22 protein-coding genes and 1 riboswitch are annotated in these 22,446 nt (G+C 46.3%); of the genes, 7 read left to right on the top strand and 15 right to left on the bottom strand.

Annotation, left to right across the window (positions count from 1 at the left end):
* Window positions 1–139: 139 nt before the first annotated feature.
* Together L0U89_RS01835 and L0U89_RS01830 are read left to right on the top strand one after the other, a co-directional pair.
* Window positions 140–745 carry a hypothetical protein gene (locus tag L0U89_RS01835; protein WP_234859952.1) on the top strand — a complete coding sequence of 202 codons (606 nt, stop codon included), beginning with the start codon at window positions 140–142 and terminating at the stop codon, window positions 743–745.
* 194 nt (window positions 746–939) lie between these two features.
* The gene (locus tag L0U89_RS01830) at window positions 940–1,725 is read left to right on the top strand and encodes a hypothetical protein (protein WP_234859951.1); all 786 of its coding nucleotides are present in this window, start codon (window positions 940–942) and stop codon (window positions 1,723–1,725) included.
* Window positions 1,726–1,781: 56 nt separating this feature from the next.
* On the opposite strand, the gene L0U89_RS01825 is transcribed toward L0U89_RS01830, so the two are convergent.
* The 5 genes from L0U89_RS01825 to pnuC all read right to left on the bottom strand — a co-directional run bounded on the left by L0U89_RS01825 (window position 1,782) and on the right by pnuC (window position 7,648).
* Window positions 1,782–4,175, bottom strand: coding sequence for a TonB-dependent receptor (locus tag L0U89_RS01825; protein ID WP_234859950.1), 2,394 nt, complete (start codon window positions 4,173–4,175; stop codon window positions 1,782–1,784).
* Window positions 4,176–4,355: 180 nt separating this feature from the next.
* A riboswitch (TPP riboswitch) is annotated at window positions 4,356–4,452 on the bottom strand.
* Between the two features lie 229 nt (window positions 4,453–4,681).
* Window positions 4,682–5,746: a fatty acid desaturase family protein gene (locus L0U89_RS01820; RefSeq protein ID WP_234859949.1), complete on the bottom strand. Its 1,065-nt coding sequence runs from the start codon at window positions 5,744–5,746 to the stop codon at window positions 4,682–4,684.
* Window positions 5,747–5,861: 115 nt separating this feature from the next.
* Window positions 5,862–6,380, bottom strand: a complete 519-nt coding sequence (locus L0U89_RS01815) for a hypothetical protein (protein ID WP_234859948.1) — start codon at window positions 6,378–6,380, stop codon at window positions 5,862–5,864.
* Window positions 6,381–6,504: 124 nt separating this feature from the next.
* On the bottom strand, window positions 6,505–7,032 hold the full coding sequence (locus L0U89_RS01810; RefSeq protein WP_234859947.1) for an AAA family ATPase: 528 nt from the start codon (window positions 7,030–7,032) through the stop codon (window positions 6,505–6,507).
* Entirely contained in the window at window positions 7,025–7,648 is a 624-nt protein-coding gene (gene pnuC / locus L0U89_RS01805; RefSeq protein ID WP_234859946.1) for a nicotinamide riboside transporter PnuC, read from the bottom strand. Before pnuC ends, L0U89_RS01810 begins: the two co-directional genes overlap by 8 nt.
* A 237-nt stretch (window positions 7,649–7,885) precedes the next feature.
* Here pnuC and L0U89_RS01800 point away from each other — a divergent pair, with 237 nt between their 5' ends.
* The 4 genes from L0U89_RS01800 to L0U89_RS01785 are packed head-to-tail and all read left to right on the top strand — an operon-like array spanning window position 7,886 to window position 10,868.
* Window positions 7,886–8,812 carry a GNAT family N-acetyltransferase gene (locus L0U89_RS01800; protein WP_234859945.1) on the top strand — a complete coding sequence of 309 codons (927 nt, stop codon included), beginning with the start codon at window positions 7,886–7,888 and terminating at the stop codon, window positions 8,810–8,812.
* Window positions 8,813–8,861: 49 nt separating this feature from the next.
* Entirely contained in the window at window positions 8,862–9,296 is a 435-nt protein-coding gene (crcB, locus tag L0U89_RS01795; protein ID WP_234859944.1) for a fluoride efflux transporter CrcB, read from the top strand.
* A 55-nt stretch (window positions 9,297–9,351) separates the two neighbouring features.
* Window positions 9,352–10,245, top strand: coding sequence for a TIGR01777 family oxidoreductase (locus L0U89_RS01790; RefSeq protein WP_234859943.1), 894 nt, complete (start codon window positions 9,352–9,354; stop codon window positions 10,243–10,245).
* A 50-nt stretch (window positions 10,246–10,295) separates the two neighbouring features.
* On the top strand, window positions 10,296–10,868 hold the full coding sequence (locus tag L0U89_RS01785) for a hypothetical protein (RefSeq protein WP_234859942.1): 573 nt from the start codon (window positions 10,296–10,298) through the stop codon (window positions 10,866–10,868).
* 436 nt (window positions 10,869–11,304) lie between these two features.
* Here the strand turns inward: L0U89_RS01785 and L0U89_RS01780 are convergent, their stop codons facing one another.
* Window positions 11,305–11,481 carry a PLDc N-terminal domain-containing protein gene (locus L0U89_RS01780; RefSeq protein ID WP_234859941.1) on the bottom strand — a complete coding sequence of 59 codons (177 nt, stop codon included), beginning with the start codon at window positions 11,479–11,481 and terminating at the stop codon, window positions 11,305–11,307.
* A gap of 158 nt (window positions 11,482–11,639) precedes the next feature.
* On the opposite strand from L0U89_RS01780, the gene L0U89_RS01775 reads away from it, so the two are divergent.
* Window positions 11,640–14,201, top strand: coding sequence for a M14 family metallopeptidase (locus L0U89_RS01775; protein ID WP_234859940.1), 2,562 nt, complete (start codon window positions 11,640–11,642; stop codon window positions 14,199–14,201).
* Window positions 14,202–14,250: 49 nt separating this feature from the next.
* Here L0U89_RS01775 and crtD read toward each other — a convergent pair whose 3' ends face one another.
* The 9 genes from crtD to L0U89_RS01730 form a co-directional block, all read right to left on the bottom strand.
* Window positions 14,251–15,723 carry a 1-hydroxycarotenoid 3,4-desaturase CrtD gene (crtD, locus tag L0U89_RS01770; RefSeq protein ID WP_234859939.1) on the bottom strand — a complete coding sequence of 491 codons (1,473 nt, stop codon included), beginning with the start codon at window positions 15,721–15,723 and terminating at the stop codon, window positions 14,251–14,253.
* Window positions 15,724–15,842: 119 nt separating this feature from the next.
* A complete protein-coding gene (locus tag L0U89_RS01765) occupies window positions 15,843–17,309 on the bottom strand; it encodes a glycine--tRNA ligase (protein WP_008631055.1) in 1,467 nt (488 codons plus the stop codon).
* Between the two features lie 207 nt (window positions 17,310–17,516).
* Complete coding sequence (locus tag L0U89_RS01760) at window positions 17,517–17,837, bottom strand: DUF1493 family protein (RefSeq protein ID WP_234859938.1); 321 nt, start codon at window positions 17,835–17,837, stop codon at window positions 17,517–17,519.
* Between the two features lie 243 nt (window positions 17,838–18,080).
* The gene (locus tag L0U89_RS01755) at window positions 18,081–19,112 is read right to left on the bottom strand and encodes an oxidoreductase (protein WP_234859937.1); all 1,032 of its coding nucleotides are present in this window, start codon (window positions 19,110–19,112) and stop codon (window positions 18,081–18,083) included.
* Window positions 19,109–19,735, bottom strand: coding sequence for a response regulator (locus L0U89_RS01750; RefSeq protein ID WP_234859936.1), 627 nt, complete (start codon window positions 19,733–19,735; stop codon window positions 19,109–19,111). The genes L0U89_RS01755 and L0U89_RS01750 overlap by 4 nt, the downstream gene beginning before the upstream one ends.
* 36 nt (window positions 19,736–19,771) lie before the next feature.
* The gene (locus L0U89_RS01745; protein WP_234859935.1) at window positions 19,772–20,527 is read right to left on the bottom strand and encodes a sensor histidine kinase; all 756 of its coding nucleotides are present in this window, start codon (window positions 20,525–20,527) and stop codon (window positions 19,772–19,774) included.
* A 46-nt stretch (window positions 20,528–20,573) separates the two neighbouring features.
* A complete protein-coding gene (locus tag L0U89_RS01740; RefSeq protein ID WP_234859934.1) occupies window positions 20,574–21,155 on the bottom strand; it encodes a hypothetical protein in 582 nt (193 codons plus the stop codon).
* Between the two features lie 122 nt (window positions 21,156–21,277).
* Window positions 21,278–21,688, bottom strand: a complete 411-nt coding sequence (locus L0U89_RS01735; RefSeq protein ID WP_234859933.1) for a hypothetical protein — start codon at window positions 21,686–21,688, stop codon at window positions 21,278–21,280.
* Window positions 21,689–21,727: 39 nt separating this feature from the next.
* Window positions 21,728–22,408 carry a hypothetical protein gene (locus L0U89_RS01730; RefSeq protein ID WP_234859932.1) on the bottom strand — a complete coding sequence of 227 codons (681 nt, stop codon included), beginning with the start codon at window positions 22,406–22,408 and terminating at the stop codon, window positions 21,728–21,730.
* Between the last annotated feature and the right edge of the window lie 38 nt (window positions 22,409–22,446).

Genomic DNA, 22,446 nt, shown 5'->3' with positions numbered 1-22,446 from the left:
TCAGCATAATGAGCGTAAAAACCCAATATCCCTATGACCAAAGCTGAAATAGTTTGGATAGATGGGTGGCTTTCAAAATATTCAGCCATGAGTCGAAACATTTCCTCATTCGAAATGAGTTATTTTCCAAACTTGCGAGATGCCAGCCTCTAATACCGATAAAGTATTGACCCCGGAGATTGTCCGAATATTGAAAATCTTCGGGTTGGTTTCGATATTGCTCGTGCTGGGTCTGTCGTTTTTCAATGAAAAAAGGGCCAACAACTCTGGAACCGAACCTTCACCCATGCGGGTAACGCATGCGGAACGGATATTTTTCAAAAATGTCAGATCGATTGCCTATGATATCGAAAACCTCAAAGAGGCGAAGATGGTGGCCTATAGGCATTCCAAGCGATCCGAAAACAGCCAAGTTACCAGCCTTCCTGTAGCCATCCTTCTCAATCGAACCAAGGACGAAGCTTATCTCTACTGGGAATTTCCCAATGACAGTCTTCCGATTGTAGTGAACTGGGAAAATCCCGGCAACGGAGACTCAGGCGAGATTCGTTTTGAAGGTGGAGACAAATTTGCCCATCTCGCTTTCGGGAAGAACATTTTTCCCCTGCTATCCAATGAAGAGGTGAAATTTGGGATCAATTTTTCGGGTAAAAAGCTAAAGATCCTGGAAACCGAAGACGCTCGGATGCCGGTCTTGACGAGTCTCAAGGATTATTTCAAACTGATCAACAATACCGGCGAATAGACCGTTTACTACGCACGCCGAAAACCAATAACACGTTTTCTGATTTTTTGCCAAAGTAATTCATTGAATTATTGTTTTTCACCAAAAATTAATTGGTCAAGTTCCTGTGATATGGTTGATCATTCTCTAACTTGAGAAGATTAGCCAACCGAGAGAAATTCTTTATCATTATGAAAGTGAACCATCAAATTTCCATGAAAACGCTTACGGCAATCATTTTTGTTTTCCTGTCGACGTATTGTTATGCACAGCGCCCTATGGCTGTTTCTGAAAACCTACTTAGTAACGGCTCGGCCTACCCAGTAACTTGGAAGGGTTTATCTAGTTTTCCCAAGTTCCAATTTCATAGCTATCAAGTAGTTGAAGGAAAAACGGGCTGGACAAAATCCAAGTACAACTCGAGGCTATTTAGCAGATTAGAAACAGCAAGTTCAAATCACAAGGGGTCCTACCTCATGGCCTCCCAAGCCGGGGACTCAGCAGTTGTGAATTTCAGTAGAAATATGGATTTCAAGGGGCTTGAAAGCGCAGGTATTGTTTTTGGCGGAGAAAACTCAAGTTGGTCTATCGGGGTGCCTGCTGAGATCATTCATTCGATAGACAATTATGTCGCTTTGATTGAAACGACTTCGACGGACAGTGCTTGGCGGTTGATTGTAACACAACAGTTAGATGCACAATTTGGGGCCAGTTTTTCCGGATGGTTGACAAACGGGGACCAACGAATCGATATAAGGCCTGTCTTCAACTATCAGGAAGGTAAAAAAAAGGGAATTATCGAATTGATGACCATCGAGGAAGTGGCGCTTAAGGGATTTGAATTTTTCGAAAATGCACGGGCTATTGGAGCGGTCCAATTGGGTCCCCAGAAAAAGCAATTTACAGTTTGGTTTGCTAATGACTTGGATTCTCAGACAGAGTTTATAGTTGCAATTTCATGTGCCGGACTGTTGAGGGATTACATGAATACAATGGACTAAAAGGAATTTAGCTGGAAAGCCGAAAAGTATCAATCGGTCTTCCAGCTAAAAAAATCCTAAAACTTCAACTTTACTCCAGCCAAGAAATTCGTCCCCGCTTGGGGATAGAAGAAATTCTCCGTCACCAGTTCCCGCCCGGTATTTGCTTCATTTGCGACAAAATAGCTGAAAGTATAGCCGTTGGGCTCGTAAAGCTGGTTGAAGATATTGTTGACCAAAAGGGTGAATTCTAGATTTTTGACGAACCTTGGTCGCAGCGCATAATTGAACCTCAAGTCTTGGGTCATGAAAGGATTGAGGCTTCTCGCTTCGTTTTGGGTATTGTCGAGAAACTGCCTGCCGACATATTTGGAGAGCAAGTTGACCTCAAATCCAGGAAACGGTCTGAAATCAATCACCGCAGCGGCGACAACATTGGGGGAAAATGCAATGTCCGTATTGGTGTGGACAATTGTCTCCTGTCTAAAGTCGTCTGTGGAATAGTCGTCCAAATATTCCGTGAACTCGTCGATTTTGTTTCTGCTGAGTGTCAGGTTACCGGCCAAAGTCCACTTCGGCGACAAACGGTACGATGCGTCCATCTCGATACCGGCTCGGAATGAATTCGGTACGTTTTCGCGAATATAGGCACCCACGTCATTCAGTTGGCCCGTGAGGACGAGCTGATCCCTGTACCGCATGTAGAAGAAGTTGAAGTTGTAATTCCAATTTCCCTCTTGGGTACGGATACCCGCCTCGATGTTTTGGAGGTTTTCGGGTTTTGGTGCTTGACCGCGTTGGCTGTCCGTAAAGTCGTTTCTGACAGGTTCCCGGTTGGCAACGGCATAGGACGCGTACCAGGTTTGACCGGATTCATTTTCGTAAGAAATACCCAATTTGGGGTTGAAAAACCGGAACGTATAGAATCCTTCGATATCCCGCCGGTCGTCGTTGATGCCATTGAAGCGATAGTTGATTCCGCGGAATTGTAGGTCACCAAACAGGAACAAGCCCTTGGAAACTTCATAGGTCGCTTTGGTATAAAGGTTCAGGTCGTCTTTTACCGCATTGTTGTCATAGTAGCGATCACGGATTTGGGTTGGACCGGCCGTTCCCATCCAAATGATTTCCCCAAAATGATCCCCATCGTACCGATTGGCGCCGCCACCCATGATGACATTCCATCGGGAATCGTCGGAGATATAGTTCAAAGAGAACACAGCACCGTAGAAATCATTGTCCAGCCACCTTCTGCGGATGATATCGGTACGGGTTATCACCGAATTGCCTATCACGATCGGATCCAGACCGTACCGCGACAAGCGGTCATCTTCCCTGAACTGTTCGAAAAAACCGCGTCCGTAAGTGTAATGTAGTCCGGCATTGGCCTTCCAGTTCGCGTTCCAATTTCCCGTGTAGAGCAATTGATAATGGTCCTGCTGGTAATTGTCGGTTTGATTGTCGTAAGTATAGGCATTGAAGGTCCGGTTGGTTTTCAACAAGGCTTCCGGTACGCCTTCCCAGGCTTGGTAGGTTTGCTCTTTGCCCGAAAACATGTTGACTTTGACGACGTGCTTTTCTCCATAATATCCTCCCGAAAGAAAATAGGAGCGCAGATCCGAGAATGCCCGATCGATATAGCCGTCAGACGTAATTTGGGACAGCCTGGCATCAAAGGCCCAGCGATTATTGAGTAGGCCTGTTCCGACTTTGACCATATGCCGCCAAGTATTGAACGAGCCGAAAGAGTTGTCCACTTCGCCAAATGCCTCTTCCTGGTGTTTGTCCGTTTGGATGTTCATGCTCGCACCGAACGTAGCTGCACCGTTGGTGGATGTTCCGACGCCCCGTTGGATTTGGATGTTTTCGACCGAAGTCGCAAAATCCGGCTTATTGACCCAAAATACACCGTGGGATTCGGCATCATTAAGGGGGATACCGTTGATGGTGACATTGATCCGGGTTTGGTCGGAACCACGAATCCTTAGCCCTGTGTAGCCGACTCCGGCACCCGCATCGGAGTGTGTCACCACAGAAGGCGTAAAATTGAGCAGGACAGGGATATCCTGGCCGAGGTTCAGTTTGGCAATTTCCTCCCTGCTGACAGTTTTGAAGGTAGTCGGCGTACGCTCCGAGGCGCGGGTGGCGTAGACGATAAATTCCTCCGAAAGGATACTGCTTGGATTCAGGCTAATTTCTAAGGACTCTGCTAGCGGAAGTTCAACTTCCTGCACGAAGCTTTCATATCCCATGAAGCTTGCACGGAGGTTGTATTTGCCAGCTGGGACGTTTTTTATCTCAAAATTTCCGTTTAGGTCCGATGTCGAACCCCTACCTGTCCCCAAAAGGACAACATTAGCACCGACCAAAGCCTCTCCACCTCGGTTCTTGATGGTGCCGGTGATTGCAGACTGCGCGATCGCAGCCGATCCCAAGAGCAATAATGCCCAAAGGAAAAATAAATTTTTCATGGTTTTAACTTGTCCCGCTACTCGCGGCGATTTGGTGAAACATCGGAAAACCTAGGGGCGGTTTTCGTTTTTTGTTTGACCCATCCAATTCTGAAATCCTATCCTATGCGCGCAAAACGCTGACATACGCCAGCGGACTTTAAGTCATTTCTCCGAAAAGAAACTCTGGATAGTATTACTGCAATTGGTTACTCATTTCCCTTCGCCGGCACTACCCGGATCAGGTCTTGTGGGTATGATCTCAGCCCGTTGTATTAAGGCACCCCTCATGATCTGTGACAAAGTTATGTTGGAATGTTTCAGATTTCAAACCCATCGGTCAATAAAAAATTCCCAAGTTGGTTAGGCCTTGAGTACTCCGAACCGAAAAAAGATGATGAATTGGCAACATCAAGGAGTAATATGAATTTACTTGTGTGGTTGCAAAAACTATCGTGGGATTAAAAGGGGATAAAAAAAACCAAAGCTTAAGGCCTTGGCTTTGACATTTTTCGGTTAGGGTTCTTTTAAACTCTACCCAATTCCCGCAGGTGGTTCACGTGTGAGACAAAGGCGTGGCGCATTTTGGAATGCTCCAAGTAGGGTATGTTGTATTCTTGGCAGGTTTGTTTGATGATCTTGCTAATCGCCGGATAATGGACGTGGGAAACATTCGGGAAAAGATGGTGCTCGACTTGATAATTGAGCCCACCGACCAGCCAAGACAAAACCTTGTTGTCCGTGGCAAAGTTGGATGTCGTCTTCAACTGATGTATCGCCCAATCGTCCTCCAATTGCTGGGATTCGGCATCTGGAATTGGGAAATTTGTCTCCTCGAGTGAATGCGCCAATTGGAACACCACGCTCAGGAATATTCCGGTAGAAATTCCGAAGGTCAAGAATCCAATGACCCAAGGGGTCCATCCAAGCATGTAAACAGGAATGGCCACAAACAAAATCAGGTGTAGCAACTTAAAACCCCAAAAGGAAACGTGATCCATGAGTTTCATAGGTTGGATAGGAGTTCCTCCCACGCGGCGAAGCACGTATTTCTTATAGTCCGTCACGAATACCCAATACAGGTACAGGATCGCATATACAAACAGAAAATAATGGTGCTGGTAACGGTGGATTTTGTAATGTTTTTGTGCTGGACAAAGCCTCAACAAGGGCCGAGCATTCATGTCATCATCCATTTCCGGAATATTGGTGAAAGTGTGGTGGGCCACATTGTGCTTGGTTTTCCACATAAACACATTGGCTCCTAGGAAATTGATGGTCACGCCCGCGAGTTCATTGACCCATTTTTTGCTGCTAAAGCTACCATGTGCGCCATCGTGCATCACGTTGAAACCTATTGCAGAGGCTAAACCTCCCAGGAGTATACACTCCAACAAGGCTACTGCCCAAAACGGTGTAAAAAACACCAAATGGACGTAGGTAGCAACGAACAAGGTCACCAACAAAATGGCTTTCCAATAAAGGGATAGATTACCGGTTGGTTTGAGTTTTTGTTCGTTGAAATACGATCTGATCCGCCCTCTGAGCTCTGACTGGAAGGGCGTTGCTTTACTGAATTTTGGAATTTGCATTGGGTAATTCAATTATTCGAGGGTATTCTAATTTTAGTGTAAAAAGTGAAATTTTGCACAAGATACGTCAAATACTTGGAGAAAGCACTAGCAATCAGGCGGTTTTATTGAATAATCAAAACGCAAAGCCCAGCTGAAGCGCAAATTCCAATGATGTCGGACGATTGGCACCGAAGCGGACCGGTACCGGAACGGTCATGAACCAGCTCGTATATTCCCCCACCCGGAGGGTTTTGGATATCACCGGTGTCACTCCATACCGACCTGATGTTTCGAAAGAAGCGAGGGCGTTGAAGTTCCAGCCACCAGGTATGTGGAATTGGATGCCGGGATTGAAGACCAGGTTGTCCATTCTGCTCGTTCCATTCGCAAAGGCGATAATTGGCACCAACTCGAATATATAGCCGTAGCGTCCACTTTTTGTGGCCAAGATAAAACCCGCCGGGAAACCCATGGCAAATCCATCGCTGAAATTGGAGGTACTCTCGCCATCTTGGAATTTCACCAATGGCATCAGGTAGCTAAAGTAGCCTGTGACCCGCGCCACTTCGGTCGGATTAGGTTTGTCCTGTGCAGCACTTTCATGAACAGCCGCCGCAAAAAGAAACGCCGTGATAAATAGGAGTTTTTTCATTTTGTCAATGTCTTTTGGGTTTACTGAAATGATCAAAAATGATTTCTAAGGTCTTAAAAATAAACCACATTTCTACACAACATGTGGGGTCGTTTTCTGGTGATATTTAAAAAAAAGCAAGTGATTATTCAATCCCCAATAAGGCTTTCACCTGAGCGATAGCCGTTTGAAGTCTTGCTGATTTATCACCCGAAACCACATTAAAGGGAACTCGGGAGGCTTCAAGCGTCTCATGGTATTTCCTAAAAAAATATTGCCGCATCTCCGGAGCGGGGTGCTCACGCAATGGATCGTCTTGCCAAGGGATATCGATATTGGTCAATAGGTAAAGATCATATTTCCGAGCTTTGATTTGATTTTCTATCCAAGGATCAACTTTTCCAAATCGATGTTGGCTCCAAATCTTGATCACCTGCAGGTCAGTATCACATATGAGTAGGCCTTCATTATTTGAAGCCATTTGATCCTCAAGATTTGTTTGGCCTTTTGCGATTGTGAGCAGGTCCTCGTATCGATACTGTCTGCCGAGATTCTCCAAATACTCCCTCGCATATTCTGGAACCCAATCGCATCCAAAGTGCATCGCCAATGATTCGGAAAGCGTGCTTTTCCCCGTTGATTCAGGTCCGATGACGACCACCTTCTTAGGCATATTGCTTGACGTTGGTTTTGGCGGCTTTGATCCAGGCAAAAAGTCCGATCACAGCGAGTACGGTAAAAAACAAATATTGGAACGAGGTCAAAAGAAGCTCTTTGTAGAAATAAAGGGGTACCGACGCGATATCGGTCACGATCCATGCAATCCAATTCTCCACTTTCTTTTTTGCCATTAGCCACATGCCCACGAAGGCCGAGGCAGTCGTAAAGGAATCCCAATAGGGCACATCCGAATCGGTGAAGTTGCTCAGCACAAATGAGAGAACAGCGTATGACCCAAAAAACAGGGCCAAAGAATAAATGATACCCATGCGGTCAAGCCAGGTGACCGAAAGGTCTGCCTCCTCTTTTTGTGGACGAGTCCACCAGTACCAACCATAGATGGACATCGAAAAATAGTAAGCGTTGATCCCCATATCTGCATAAAGCTTGAATTTTAGGCATATATAGACGTAGATCAGGGTGCTGATCATGCCTGTGGGAAATACCCAAATATGCTTTTTGATAGAATAAATCACGCTGGCAATTCCAAAAAATACCGCAATCCCCTCAAGCCATGTGATCTGAGCAATGCCTTGCCTGATTCCCTCCCAAAACCATTGAAAATCCATAGGGCGAATAAAGCGAGAAATTCAGTGATTGAAAAATTATTGTAAAAGCGGCTGAAAAAGGAAATTGGATTTCGGTCCAAAATTTTTCTTTCCCCAAAGATATAATTAGATTTAGGTGACTAGGGACTTTTTGAGCCAACTGGAAAGGTACAGTCGATCGTCCGTCACGCTTTTTGACGGGGCAAGGGAACAAGGAAACCGAGTATTTAATCAGGCAAACACGATTCTTTTTTCATCATGATTGCGCGAAAATTCACGTTGAATGATCTGCCGCTTCTCGAAACATGGCTGCAGACCGAGCCCGCAAGGAAGTATTTTGGCGTGCCCGAGGATTGGCTGCATGAGATCGAGGCCAACTTGGATGCCGATTGGATACATCATTTCATTGTCGAGGACGGCAAGCCTTTTGCCTTTGTCCAGCATTACGATGCCCATTTGGCACCCTTGGGCATTTGGTCTGAGGCACCTTTGGGATCAGCGGGGATTGATTTCTTGATCGGGGAATTGAGTTTTTTGGGAAAAGGGTACGGGTCAAAATTGGTTGAGTTCCTCGTACGGGATATCCGTGCCACCGGAGGCTTCGAGCATGTGGTCGCCGACCCAACCCCAGAAAACAATGCTTCAATAAGGCTGCTTGAGAAAGCAGGCTTCAGCGCCCATCCAAGCGGATTGTATATCAAAACGCTAACCGATTCGCCTTGGACCTATTACCTCGCCAAGGAAACGGATATCCCGGAGATCACCGATCTTTTTTACAACACGATCCAATTTGTCAATATCAAGGATTATACGAAGGAACAAGTCGACGATTGGTCATATTGGCACTCGGCCATGGACAAATGGCAGCATGGGATTTGGCATGACTTCTTTGTGAAGGCCGTGGACGGGACCAAAATCATCGGGTTTGGTTCACTGCGGGAGGATGGCTATTTGGATTACCTTTTCACACACAAAGACCACCAACATCAAGGAGTGGGTCGTGGCCTTTACCGGAAACTCGAAAATCAGGCGCGCACAAAAGGTCACAAGTCAATCTATGCCGATGTGAGCATCACGGCCAGGAATTTTTTCGAAAACCTCGGATTTGTAGTAGAAGAGGAGCAAGTAAAAAAATCCCACTTCCTCGAGTTGGTCAACTACCGCATGAGGAAGGCACTTGATTAGCCGTACCGCTCGCTGTTTGGTTTTCAAGCACCCATTACAATCGCTCCATTTGTCCAAAATCACAGGTCTGCACGAGGTGATTTTGATTAACTTGCCCTTCTTGAACACAAGCTGGATGAAGGAAATACTGATCGTAGGTGTAGGCGGAGGAATCGGAAGCATTTGCCGGTACGGGCTGAGTCTGTTGTGTCAAAAATTCATCCCGAGCACATTTCCCCTTGGGACTTTCATGGCCAATATCTTAGGCTGTGTGCTGATTGGGGTATTTCTTGGGCTAATTTACAAACAGGCGGAGATCCCAAAAGAATGGTACCTCCTCGGGGTCACGGGCTTTTGCGGCGGGTTTACGACCTTTTCCACTTTCTCTTCCGAAAACCTTCAAATGCTGCAACAGGGAAATATTTCGCTTTCCCTCACCTACATCGGAGTTAGCGTGGTATTGGGCCTATTGGCCGTCCTGCTGGGTTTTTACCTGGCGAGATGATTGCTCGAAAAACAATTTTCAGGTTTGCAGGCTTTTATAGAAAATAAATAATCCCATGAAGCAAATCTTGATCACCGGAGGGTCGGGCCTGGTCGGCAGAAAAATCACCGCGCTGCTCGAATCCAAAGGACATACTGTAGCCTGGCTTAGTCGCGACCCAAAGCGCAACAAGCAACTTTCCTTTGCCTGGGATGTAGAAAAGCAGTTCATCGACCCAAAGGCGATTGCTTGGGCCGACGCCATCGTCCACCTTGCCGGAGAAGGTGTGGCCGAGAAAAGATGGACAGCCGAACGCAAATCAGCGATTCTGACCAGCAGGACAGCCTCGACCGCGCTCCTTCTTGAAGCAATCAGGATATCTCCCAAGGTCCCAAAGGCATTCGTTTCGGCATCTGCGGTGGGGTACTATGGATTTGATACCCATGACGCATGGGTGGATGAAAATTCAAAGTCAGGTGGCGATTTCTTGGCAAGCGTTGTACAAGCCTGGGAAAACAGCGTGCAGCAGATCGCAAGCCGAGGCCTGAGGACGGTTTTGCTTCGGATAGGAATCGTGCTGGACAAGGACGGCGGTGCACTGAAGGAAATGATGAAACCACCGGTCACCGCGCCTTTGGGCACGGGCAGACAGTGGATGAGTTGGATCCATATTGAGGATTTGGCGGGGATGTTTTTGTGGGCATTGGAAAATGAAAAAGCCTCAGGCATCTACAATGCCGTCGGTCCAAACCCCGCTACAAATGCTTCATTGACAAAAGTCGCGGCTAAGTTTGCCGGGAAATCCTATGTCGGTATAGGTGTGCCTGCTTTTGGATTGAAGCTGGCCTTGGGTGAAATGGCGCAAATGGTGCTTGGCGGTAATAAAGTTTCCTCCAAAAAAATCCAGGAAGCAGGGTTTAAATTCAAATACCCGGAGTTGGAGGCTGCGCTGCGGGAGGTTTACAAATGAAAGTCGCTATTTTGCTGATCAAGAAATCGTGATGATTCACCAAATGCAATATGAATAAATTGATTTTCTTGACATTTCTCTTTATTCCTTTCCGAATTTTTGCGCAAGTGAACTACGAGGAAATAAGAAGTAAGGTATTCTATTCCGCCGATTTTGACACGATAAACGAAAGTATCCTAATTATACACAAGAGATTTGCAATTGTGATCTTTAAGCAAAGTGAAATGGATTCAATGGTTCAAGCAACACGCAATTCTGCGAAATTAGAGTCCTTTAGGTCCTTTGAACGACACGATCACTTAATGAGCCTTCTCAATGAAAATCATCAAAAAATTTCTTTGACTGACTATTGGTTTGACTACTCAGATTCCGAGCGAAAGGAAATGTTTGGTCATTCAAATTACTCTAATCCTGATAAAGCCATATTGGAACAATTATTCTTCGTCGGAGGAGATTTGATTCTGGGTGGCAAAGTGATGATCATTGATAGCAAAGAAAAAAAGATTGTCAAAAGCAAAATGAAAATCAAGCGTGTAAAAGGGTTATTTGGAACCAGATACGTGGAATTTAGACTGCCTAACAAAAAAGCGTTTTGGAGAATTATGACAAGCCTTGGAGAATAAAAAGCTCTAAAGATTCATAACACATTGTCGCTTTTTTTCAACGAACAAGTTCCGGTTGATTAACTTCAAAAACCCGGAGTTGGAGGCTGCGCTGCGGGAGGTGTATGGAAAGTGAAATCGAAAGAAACTGGATGGTTTTGCAAACCTATTCACCAAGCTCTCCTTTTTCGCGAATCATTTCTCGAAGTTTAAATCTTTTGGCGGCATCAATCAACTTCTGATTTGGCTTCGGATTCCGAAACACAGTACTAAAAAACTTTTCCTGGTCCTTTTTGCTTGCAAGAACCAAATATTTATTAAAAACATTTTTCACACTCTTCATCAATTCAGGGCCAATATTTCCAAATCTAACAACATAAGGATACAGATCAAAAGACCATCTCACGTTTAACCATGGACAACCGGAAATACTAAATCTTTAATCAATCATAGTTCATTACCGAACCACAGACTTCCTCCCAATCACAAACCACAGTACCGTGCCCAAGAGGGGCAGGAACAAGACAATCAGCACCCAGATGAGTTTGTCGTTGTTCCCCGCAAACTTGCTGCTGACCACATCATAGATCGTGTAGGCATAAATCAAGACGCCCAATATTCCGATACCGAACATATTTTGTTTTTTTGATAAAACTTAAAAACACTTTTTCACTGGAAAATCCATGAGGCTGCGGACACCATAGAGTATCCAAATTTTACCTCTCAAACGAAAGTACAGAATTTTGTTCTCAAAAAGGACTAAAATCGACCCCGGTTCATTTCTTCAATCCTATGCATTTACGCCTGAAACTTGCTCTCTTTCTCCTTTTTGCCCTCCAGACCATCGGTATTTCGCAAACGGATCTGGGCTATTATTTGCCAAAAGGATATACCTACGACCCCAAAGTGCCCAAGCCAAAAGATATCCTCGGCTTCGAAGTCGGCGACTGGCATGCCTCGCATGACCAAGTGGTGATGTACATGCAAGCTTTGGCGGCATCTTCCAATCGGGTCAAATTGGAAGTCATCGGCAGAAGCTACGAGATGCGTCCACAAATCGTGTTGACAATCACTTCCCCAGCAAACCATGGGAAACTTCCCCAAATCCTGGCTGAGCGTCAAAAACTCCGTGACCCGGCAGCCAATCCCAACCTTCAAAACATGCCTTTGGTGATGTGGGCAGGCTATTCGGTACACGGCAATGAAGCGAGCGCCGTGAATGCATCCTTGCTTGCAGCCTACCATTTTGCCGCAGCCAATGAGATCGCAGCTGATCTAGACAACATCATCATTCTCCTCGACCCAGCGCTCAATCCCGATGGCGTCAACCGATTCGCCTCTTGGGTCAACTCCCACAAGAGCTACGTGATGAACGGAGATGCCAACAACCGCGAACTCAACGAGGCCTGGCCGAGGGGTAGGACCAACCACTATTGGTTTGACCTCAACCGCGATTGGCTACCCGTGCAGCATCCCGAGTCCCGCAACCGCGTTGCGAAGTTCCAGCAGTGGCTTCCCAATATCCATTTGGATTTTCACGAAATGGGCACCAATTCGACCTTCTTCTTTCAGCCTGGCGTGCCAGCCAGAAACCATCCCCTGACTCCCAAAAAGAACTTTGAACTCACCGAAAAGATTGGCCTTTACCATGCCAAGTATCTGGACAGGATCGGATCGCTGTACTACACGCAGGAGAATTTCGATGATTTCTACTATGGAAAAGGCTCTACCTATCCGGATGTGCAAGGATCGGTCGGGATTCTCTTTGAGCAGGCCTCTTCTCGGGGACATTTGCAGGAGAGTATCTATGGCCCGGTGACATTCGCCTTTACGATCCGTAACCAATTTGTCTGCACACTTTCTTCCTTCGAGGCAGCAAAGGATATGCGGGTGGAAATGAACACATACTTGAGGGATTTCTACAAAGAAGCCAAAGCCGAATCCGATGTGGATCCCAACAAGGCCTACATTTTTGGCGCAAAAGAAGACGGCGGCCGTACTTACCACTTGGCAGAAATGATCCTCCAACACAAGATCGACCTGTTCAAACTCAACGAGGATATTACCGTCAATGGCGTCCAGTTCGAAAAAGACAAGGCCTTCATTGTGCCGCTGAACCAGCCCCAATACCGACTGATCAAATCCCTCTTCGAAACCCGCACAACTTTCCAAGATAGCTTGTTCTACGATGTTTCGGCTTGGACCATGCCGATGGCTTTCAATCTGGATTTCATGGCACTCAACAGCAAGATCCTCAACCTTGCCAATGTCGAACAGGTGAACCAAAGCGCTCTGATGTTGAAAAAAGGCGAGGTCTTGGGAGAAGTGGGCAGCTACAGCTACCTATTTGAATGGAATGAATACTATGCACCCAAAGCGGCGTATGCCTTGATGGAAAAAGGATACCTCGTCCGAGTGAGCCATGAACCATTGGTTCTCCCTGATGGAAAGCCCATGGCACGGGGCAGCATCCTCGTCAGCCGAGGTCAATCCAACCGCAGCGAGCAGGATTTGCACAATGATTTGGCGAAAATCGCCGCAGAGACGGGAATTGATATCCACGGCATCCAAACCGGCTATACCCAAGGCGCAAATATAGGTTCACCAAAAATCGACGTCCTCAGCAAGCCTTCCATCGCCATCCTGGTAGACGGGGGTGTCAGCAGCAATGAGGCAGGCGAAATTTGGCATTTGTTGGACCAGCGCATGCAGATGCCTACGACCTTGCTGCCTCTGTCCAGGGTGGGCGCGGCAGAATTGGGAAGGTACAATGTCATCGTGATGCCGGAAGGCAGCTATGGACAACTCGGAAAATCCGGTGCAGAAAAGCTCAAGGACTGGGTCAGAAGCGGCGGTACACTGATAGCCCAGGGCAATGCGATGTCCTGGCTTGACCAGCAGGAAGTCGCTGCCTTCAAATTCAAAACTGTTCCGTACGAGGATAAACAAGTCCAAAGACGCTATGCCGATTTTGAAAATGCCATGGGCGCCAGGGTCACAGGAGGTGCCATCATGAACGTGAAGCTGGACATTACCCATCCTTTGGGGTATGGCTATACCAAAGCCGAGCTTTTCTCATTCCGGGACAATAACCTCTTTCTCCAAATCTCCGAAAATCCATACGCCAATGTGATGGTCTATCCGGAATCGCCTTTGGCTTCGGGTTACCTGCACCCTTCCAACCGCGATCAGATCAAAAATACCGCTGCCATCAAAGTCTCTGGACAAGGGCAAGGTCGTGTGATTGGCATGGCAGACAACGCCAACTTCCGCGCATTCTGGTTTGGCACCAACAAGCTGTTTCTTAACGCGGTCTTTTTTGGGCAAACCATCATTCCAGGAACTGCGAGATAGTTTCACCAAAGTTGAATGAGCCTTCAGGACCGCAATCCTGAAGGCTTTTTTATTTCCCTTCGGGTATCATTTCTGCCATGATTTTGGCGGAAAGCAGGCAGAGCGGAATGCCTCCCCCGGGATGGACGCTGCCGCCGCAGAAGTAGAGGTTTTTGATCTCGGAGGAAAAATTGGCGTGGCGCAGGAATGCCGCATACTTGTTGTTCGAGCTGTTGCCGTAGAGCGCACCATTGGCACTTGAGGTGCGCGATTCGATCGTTCTTGGGTCGAGGATATCCTCTACTTCAATCAGGGACTCGACCTCCGTTTGCAGGATTCGATTCAGTTTTTTAAGGATGTTTTTTCGAGCCTCTTTGATCAACCTATCCCAATCCTGACCCTGGTTGTTGGGTACATTGATCATGGTAAACCAATTCATACAGCCCTCGGGAGCGTCGTCTTTTTTGTAAACCGATGTGATATTGATGTAGACCGTCGGATCGTGGTAAATCGTTCCTTTTTGGAAAATATGGCTGAATTCCTCCCGGTAGTTTTCCGAGAAAAAAATGTTGTGCAAATCCAATTCGGCGAAGTCCTTTTTGATCCCCCAATAGAAAATCAGGGCCGAGCTCGATTTGGGTTGGTTCAACAGTAGTTTTGGCTGCTTTTGCTTCCGCAGGATGGTCTTGTAGGCATTGACCATGTCCATATTGGTCACCACAAGTTCGGCGGTATGCCGGGTCCCTTTGATGCTGACACCAGCTGCCTGTCCATTTTCGACGAGGATTTCCTCGACTTTTTGACCAAAATGGAATTTCACGCCCAAGTCCAAAGCCAATCGGTAAAGACTCAGCGTGATATCGTGCATGCCTTTGTTGGGAAAGAATGCTCCGATATTGAATTCCAAATGCGGAATGATGTTCAAGGTCGCCGGGGTCTCGTAAGGATTGGAGCCGTTGTAGGTGGCGTAGCGATTGAACAGCTGCACGACTTTGGGGTTTTGAAAATGCTTTTCATTCGCTCGGTTCATCGTACTAAAAACCCCCAACTTGCCCATCCTAAAGTAAGACTTGAGCGCATCCTTATTGACCCAGGTGCCGAATCGGTGCAGTGAGCGGTGCATGAACAGCGGTGCCAAATGCTGATAGATGTACGAGGATCGTTCCAAAGCCGCATGTACGTGCACTGCCGGCTCGCCGAGTTGCTGTTCGACTTCCTGCGCAAATTGATCCAAATCGGCAAATGCATTGAGCCGCGTACCATCCTCCCAAAAGTAATGGCAAACAACGGGAAGCTTGATGTATTGGAAATGGTCGTCCGGGTTTTTCCCCGAAATCCGAAACAGCTCCTCTACCTGTTCGGGAAGTGTAAAGAGCGATGGCCCCGCATCAAACCGATAGCCTTGGATCTCAATTTCCGAAAGTTTCCCACCTGGATACGCGTTCGCTTCGAAGACCTCCACCTGGTAGCCCTTGTTGGCCAAGCGAATCGATGCCGCGATCCCCGCAATCCCCGAACCGATGATGATGGCGTTGTTTCCCATGCTGTTTTTTTGATATTGAGCTTAACTTTTGAAATATGGGGATTTGTTTTGAAAAGGGAAAAATGCCGCGGATTTACGAAAAGAAAAAGCCCCTTGCTGGTCTTCAAGGGGCTTTTTGATTAGAGTTTTTCGAAAATGCGCCTGAAGCTGCAAGCTTCCGTCAAGCGGCTGTGGAGCTCGGCAATCGGAACGCGCTCCTGTTCGGTCGTGTCCCTATGACGAATCGTCACCATATTGTCTTCCAATGTCTGATGATCGACAGCAATGCAAAACGGCGTCCCGATCAAATCCTGACGCGTATACCGCTTGCCGATCGAAGCCGCTTCTTCATAGATAATGTTGAAGTCATATTTCAACAAATCCACGATTTCGCGTGCTTTTTCGGGCAATCCATCTTTTTTCACCAAAGGAAGAATAGCGGCTTTCACAGGCGCGATAGCCGGGTGCAAGCGCAAGTAAGTCCTTTGTTTTTCCTCGGATTGCTCGTCTACATAGGCATTGCAGAGCGTCATCAAAAAGAGCCTGTCGGCACCGATGGAAGTTTCGATCACGTAAGGGATGTAATTTTGGTTGATCTCGGGATCGAAATATTGCTGTTTCTTTTTGGAGTATTCCTGATGGCTTTTCAAGTCAAAATCCGTGCGGGAGTGGATACCTTCCACTTCCTTGAAGCCAAAGGGGAACTCATACTCGATGTCCATCGCCGCATTGGCATAGTGCGCGAGCTTCTCGTGGTCGTGCCTGCGTAGTTTTTCCTCAGGAATACCCAGAGCCTTGTGCCATTGCATACGCGTGGCGGCCCATTCCTTGTACCAATCCAACTCCGAGCCTGGGCGAACGAAAAACTGCATCTCCATTTGCTCAAACTCGCGCATCCTGAAGATGAATTGCCTTGCTACGATCTCATTCCTAAATGCCTTGCCTATTTGGGCGATACCAAAGGGAACCTTCATCCTTGCCGTCTTTTGGACATTGAGGAAATTGACAAATATACCCTGTGCGGTCTCAGGTCTGAGGTAAATGGTGGAAGCATCTTCCGCTACCGACCCAACTTGGGTGCTGAACATCAGGTTGAACTGACGCACTTCTGTCCAATTGGACGTACCTGAAATCGGGCATTTGATGCCTTCGTTGACGATCAGTTCGCGCACGGCAGCAAAATCCTCCGCTTCCAAAAGTCTTGCCAGCGCGGCTGTAAGCGATTTCGCTTTTTCCACTTGGCCTTCTTTTTCCAGCTTGGCGGCGTGTTCTTCGACAAGGACATCCGCGCGGTAGCGTTTTTTGCTGTCCTTGTTGTCGATCATGGGATCGTTGAAGCTATCGACGTGTCCGGATGCTTTCCAAGTCGTCGGATGCATAAAGATCGCCGCATCGATGCCCACGATGTTCTCGTTGAGGCGGGTCATCGTTTCCCACCACAAGCGCTTGAGGTTGTTTTTCAACTCTACCCCATACGCTCCATAATCGTACACAGCCTGAAGGCCATCATAGATTTCGGAAGATGGGTACACAAACCCATACTCTTTGGCATGGGCGATAATATCTTTCAGTTGCGTATTTTCCGCAGTTTGTTCGGTTTTTGCCATAGGCCGCAAAATTAAAGAAATTGGTCGAATAGCAAGGAGGAAAAAAGAATAGATGGGTTGTGCAGCTTTTCCGAAAGCAGCTCTTTCTTGACAAGAACTGACACACACAAAATCCGGCTTCAGGAGAAGCAGGATAAGCGAAAATCACCGCCTCTTCGGCTACTACTTCTTTTGCCAATCTTTCCTGCGATACATTGCTGCTCCTATCTATTTACTCCATCTTTTCTTTAACAAAGAATAAAGTAGATCCTGAACATAAATTTCAACGTCACTTCCTTTACTAGGTATTCCCAATAGACTATTTAACGTAGCGTACAGGAATCCTGACTCCTTAGGTATAAATTCTAAAAAGTTGGTCCCCTCATACTCAATATTAAATCTTTTGAAAAATTTGACCATTAATTCCAGCGAATCATCTCCATCTAATCCAAGATCAGAAAGAGAGGTAGTTTTCTTAATGATTTTATTTTTCAAGTTTAACTCCTCTTTCAAGAAAGAAACAACAAGTTCTAGTTCTTTATCTTCCACTACCAATTTCCTGATTATAAATTTTATGTGTGTTATAAAACGTCATTCCTACATCGTATGTTAATAATCCCCAACCTACTGGGCCATCCACCCTCCCTAAAAACCTTCCGAAAACCTTTGATTGCTATCGTGGAGAGGGACCTATCAAAAAGCTGGGTTGTGCTGCTTTTCCGAAAACAGCACTTTCTTGGCAAGAGCTGATACACACAAAATCCTGCTTCAGGGGAAGCTGGATAGCGAAAATCACCCCAAGACAACCCTCCTACCTTCTTGATGGCTTTTGAAAGCGGCCTCAATAATCTCCAAAACCATCATAGCTTCCTCCATTTTCACCTGAAGCGCGGTCCTGCCCAAAATAGCATCCGCGATATTTTGGTAGAAAAGGCGATAGTCTCCCCCCAATGTCGGGTAAGGTTTGGTTTCGTTTTCCAGGTAAAGTTTACCCCAGGATTCCTCGGGTTCCACACCCCAATCATCTCCCCTTGGCGGAAGGCCAGCCTTCATGGCTTTTTCCTGCACGTCGAGGCCGTATTTGGAATAGCTGCCCTTTTCTCCCAAAACCAAAAACCTTGGCAGTGGTGCATTCACCATGACTGAGGCTGTCAGCCTGACTTTCAAATCCCCATACATCAGCGTCATATCAAAAAAATCATCCGCCGCGGCTTCGGTTCGCTGTTTCAGGATGTCTGCATACACCCAATCCGGCTTTCCAAAAAGCACGACTGCTTGGTCGATCAAATGCGTACCGAGATCATAGGTAATCCCGCTTCCCGGTAAGTCCTTTTCCCGCCAGTTGTTGACCAAATGTGGCCTAAACCGGTCAAAGTGCGACTCGAAATGCACAATCCTTCCCAATATGCCCTGTTGGAGAATCTCTTTAACAGTTAAAAAATCCCCGTCCCAGCGCCGGTTTTGGAATACCGACAACAGCCTTCCTTTTTCCTTTGCGAGCGCATCCAATTGCTTGGCTTGCCCAGAAAATACCGTTACCGGCTTGTCCACGACAACATGAATACCTGATTCCAAGGCGAGTTTGGCTTGGGGAAAATGCAGCTCATTGGGCGTGACGATCACGACCAAGTCCACTACATCGGCTTCCAAAAGCGCTTCAAGGCTTCTAAAAACCTTTACCTGCGGATATTTTTCCTGCGATTTGGAAGCGTGCCGTTCTACGACAGCAGTCAGCTCCATTTCGGGATTCTCGTGGATCAGCGGGGCGTGGATTTTTTCTCCCACGGAACCATACCCAACGAGTGCGACCTTGATCTTTTTCATATTCCGATGTCGATGGCTTTTCTGATAAGTTCGCTGACTGAGCTTACTTTCAACTTGGAGTGGATCTTTTTTCGATGCGCCTCTACGGTGAACAAACTCAGGTTAAGGCTTGCCGCAATTTCTTTGTTGGTCATGCCATTTTTGATCATGCGGAGAATCTGTGTCTCTCGCTTGGAAAGCTGGAATTTGAGCTTGTAGTAGTCCGTGTATTCGTCAGACTCGGTTTGCTGCTGAAGCTTGGAGTAGCTGGGAAGATAGTTCCCTTCGAAAACCTCCCGGACCGTATAGATCAATTCATCTGGATCGGAGTTTTTGAGCACGTAGGCATCGGCCCCGAGTTTCATGCATCGGTTGTAGATCGCCTCGTCGTGGTACATGGACAATACGATGGCTTTGGTCTTTGGACTGGTTTCTTTGATGGCTTCCAATACCCCCGCCCCGTCGAGCACAGGCATATTCATGTCGGTCAGGATGACATCGACTTGATGAGTTTTCAAAAAGTCAAGTAAATCCTTTCCATTGGAAAAAATCCCGTCCACGCGCAGATCGTCCTCTTCCTCCAAAAGGCCCGCTATGCCTTTTGCAAACATTTTATGGTCATCGGCAAGCGCTATACGGATCATGGTGATTCAATGAATCGAAAATATAGGGGAAGAAAGTCAATTCGGCAAAAGGAGTTTGACCTGCGTACCTTTTCCCGGGGCGGCAATGAGCTCGAGTTTACCGCCGATGGTTTCCATCCTGTATTGGAGGTTGCGGAGCCCCTGTCCGTTGGATTGTTGCCTGAGATCAAATCCTTTTCCATCATCCTTGATCAAAATCTCTGTTGGTGATTTCCCTGCATTGATTTCGATCGCAATCATACTAGGCTGCGCATGTTTGATGGCGTTGTTGAGGCATTCTTGGATGATTCGAAACAGCACCAACTTTTGGTCCTTGCTCAACGTGAGGGATGGCCCATCGGATGCAAAATCCACGGTACAAAACTCAAGGTTGCCGATTTTTTCCAGTTCCCTTTTTATAAAATCTTCCAAGCTTATCGTTTCCACCCAATCTAGGTTCAGCGCCTTGCTGAGTGAACGTACCTCTCTGATGATGTCATTGAGCATGTTTTTGCCATCGGATATTTTCTCGGGCTTGGTGCTGGACAGATTGAGTTTGGCGAGGGAAAGTAGCTGACCGACATTGTCATGAAGCTCCCTGCCGACAAAGGCAAGTACGTCCTCCCTAATCTCCTTTTCCACGTTGAGGATGGTCTTTTCGTATTCGGTTTGGATGGCTTTGAGCCGTTCCCTGTTTTTAATCTGCTTCTGACGGTGGTACAGTAGCATAAGCACGATAAACGAAACCATCAAGAGCATCAGGAAGAAGCCCAGGAGGATGATTAGAAATAAGTCTGATCCTTCATCTTGCATGGATAGCCGTTTTTTGCATTTTTTTCTTACTCCAGATATTTAGGCATCAAGATTTACTTGTTGCCAAATCATTTGGGAAATCATCCTGATTTCCTTCCCTCAGCAAGGGGAGATAATACACCAAACCAAAAGATAGATACATTGTGCCTCCGATCAACTTCAACATGAAATTCAGCGTGCCCCAAAGTTTGGCATCCATCGCGATTACCTTTGGGAAAAACGCGAAAAAAAGAAAAGAGGAACTGAAGAAAAGTAGCAATAGCGTTGCCACCCAAAAATCAGGGATTTTCCACAGTTGCTTTTCGAGATAATAATCATAAAACATGATTTCAAAAAAGTAATAAAAACAGCCAAAGATAATTAATAGGCTTGCTACAGTCACGCTGAAATTGTGGAATTGATCAATTGGACGAAAGAAGATCGTGTACACCATCGAATATAAGAAAAACGCTCCTGCAGTTGACCGAAGCAAAAACTTGCTTTTTTGATTATTTACAGCAACTGCGAGGAAGAACAATATCAAGATCGTTTCTCCATATACGGCGCCAATATTGTATATCCAACCGTTGTTAATCCCGCGTAGGCCCAGATACTTCCCATAAAACTCGACGGCAGACACCAGTGTCAAGATTATGAATACCAGTCTGTGGCTACTTCTAAACTCTTTCAAATCCAAAAAAAAACAGGGAATGCTGAATAGCATCCCTGCCCAAATCATAAGGTTGTACCAGTTCGATAATCCCACTTGCTTTACGGATTACAATTAGGCGGACATAGTTGTCCAAGGTTTCTAACGGAATCCCCAGAGGATTGTGACCTAAGTGCAGGATCGCTGCTTTCATCCATTACATCAATAATCCCCCCTTCAGTCCTGTTTGCCGCTGCGATGGCAATGGACATTCTGCCGATATAATCTTCCCGATCCTTGCGGTCTAGGGGAATGATATCCAGGTTTTCCTTATCGTATTGTCCAAAATACATCTTAAGCCCGCCGGTCTTCGGATCAGTCATATCGAGTAGGGACTGTATCAGGTCCCGGTCGAAGAATACCCAATCCGATTGCTCGGCGATATCCTTACCGTTTTTGTTTTTGCCTTTAATGCATTTTTTCACGGACTTATCATAAGCCCGTCGGAATAGCTCCAGTTGTTCCCGAGTCATGGTTGATTGATTTATTGGTGAAAAAAGAAACCCAATCCCTCAGCTCAAGTGCCTTTTCTGTAGGATTCTCTCATAAATCAACGGAATAAAAAATGCAAAACCAAACACAAAATACATCGAACCGGCAATAAACCTGTTGAATCCAAAAAGCACTTTTACATTCGCGATGACAAACTCGGGCTCAAACTGATAGGCTCCAAAAATCAAAATCGCTTCAATATAAAAAAACACAATCGCGGTCGAAATCCAGAAATGTGGCAACAACAAAAGATTCCAGTCTTCGAACATCCTAAGGTTGAGGATTTGGCTGAGGAGCCTTCCTGATAGGAAAAGGATAAAAATACCAAAGGGCAAAAAAGCGAAATATTGAAAGACGGTTCGGATATCCTGAAGCTGAACCGAGACAATCATGCCCCAGACCGACAGAAAAAGCGTGACAAGAAGGATGATCTTTCTGAAAAACAGGGTTTTTTCCATAAAATAGAAGTAGCCTATCAGCAGCAGGGATTCCAGGTATACAAAACCAATATTGTATCCGAGGGAGTTGTTGATGTGCTGTCTTGCTGTAAGCAGGCCGATTGTTTCCAATACCAACACCATGGCGAGGATGCCTAAAAAAATCCGTTGTGAAGGATGATCGGTTTTTTTATCGAAGACCAAATACAAAGCCGATGCAACGAGGCCAAAGGCGATGACTGTCAAATAAATACTTCCAAACATAGGTTTCAATTTGTCAGAAAGGTAAGCGATACACAAAA

This window comes from Mariniradius sediminis (assembly GCF_021491425.1).
Taxonomy (GTDB): domain Bacteria; phylum Bacteroidota; class Bacteroidia; order Cytophagales; family Cyclobacteriaceae; genus Mariniradius; species Mariniradius saccharolyticus.
Note: the sequence above shows the minus strand (reverse complement) of the source record. Positions and strands in the feature narration are given on the sequence as shown.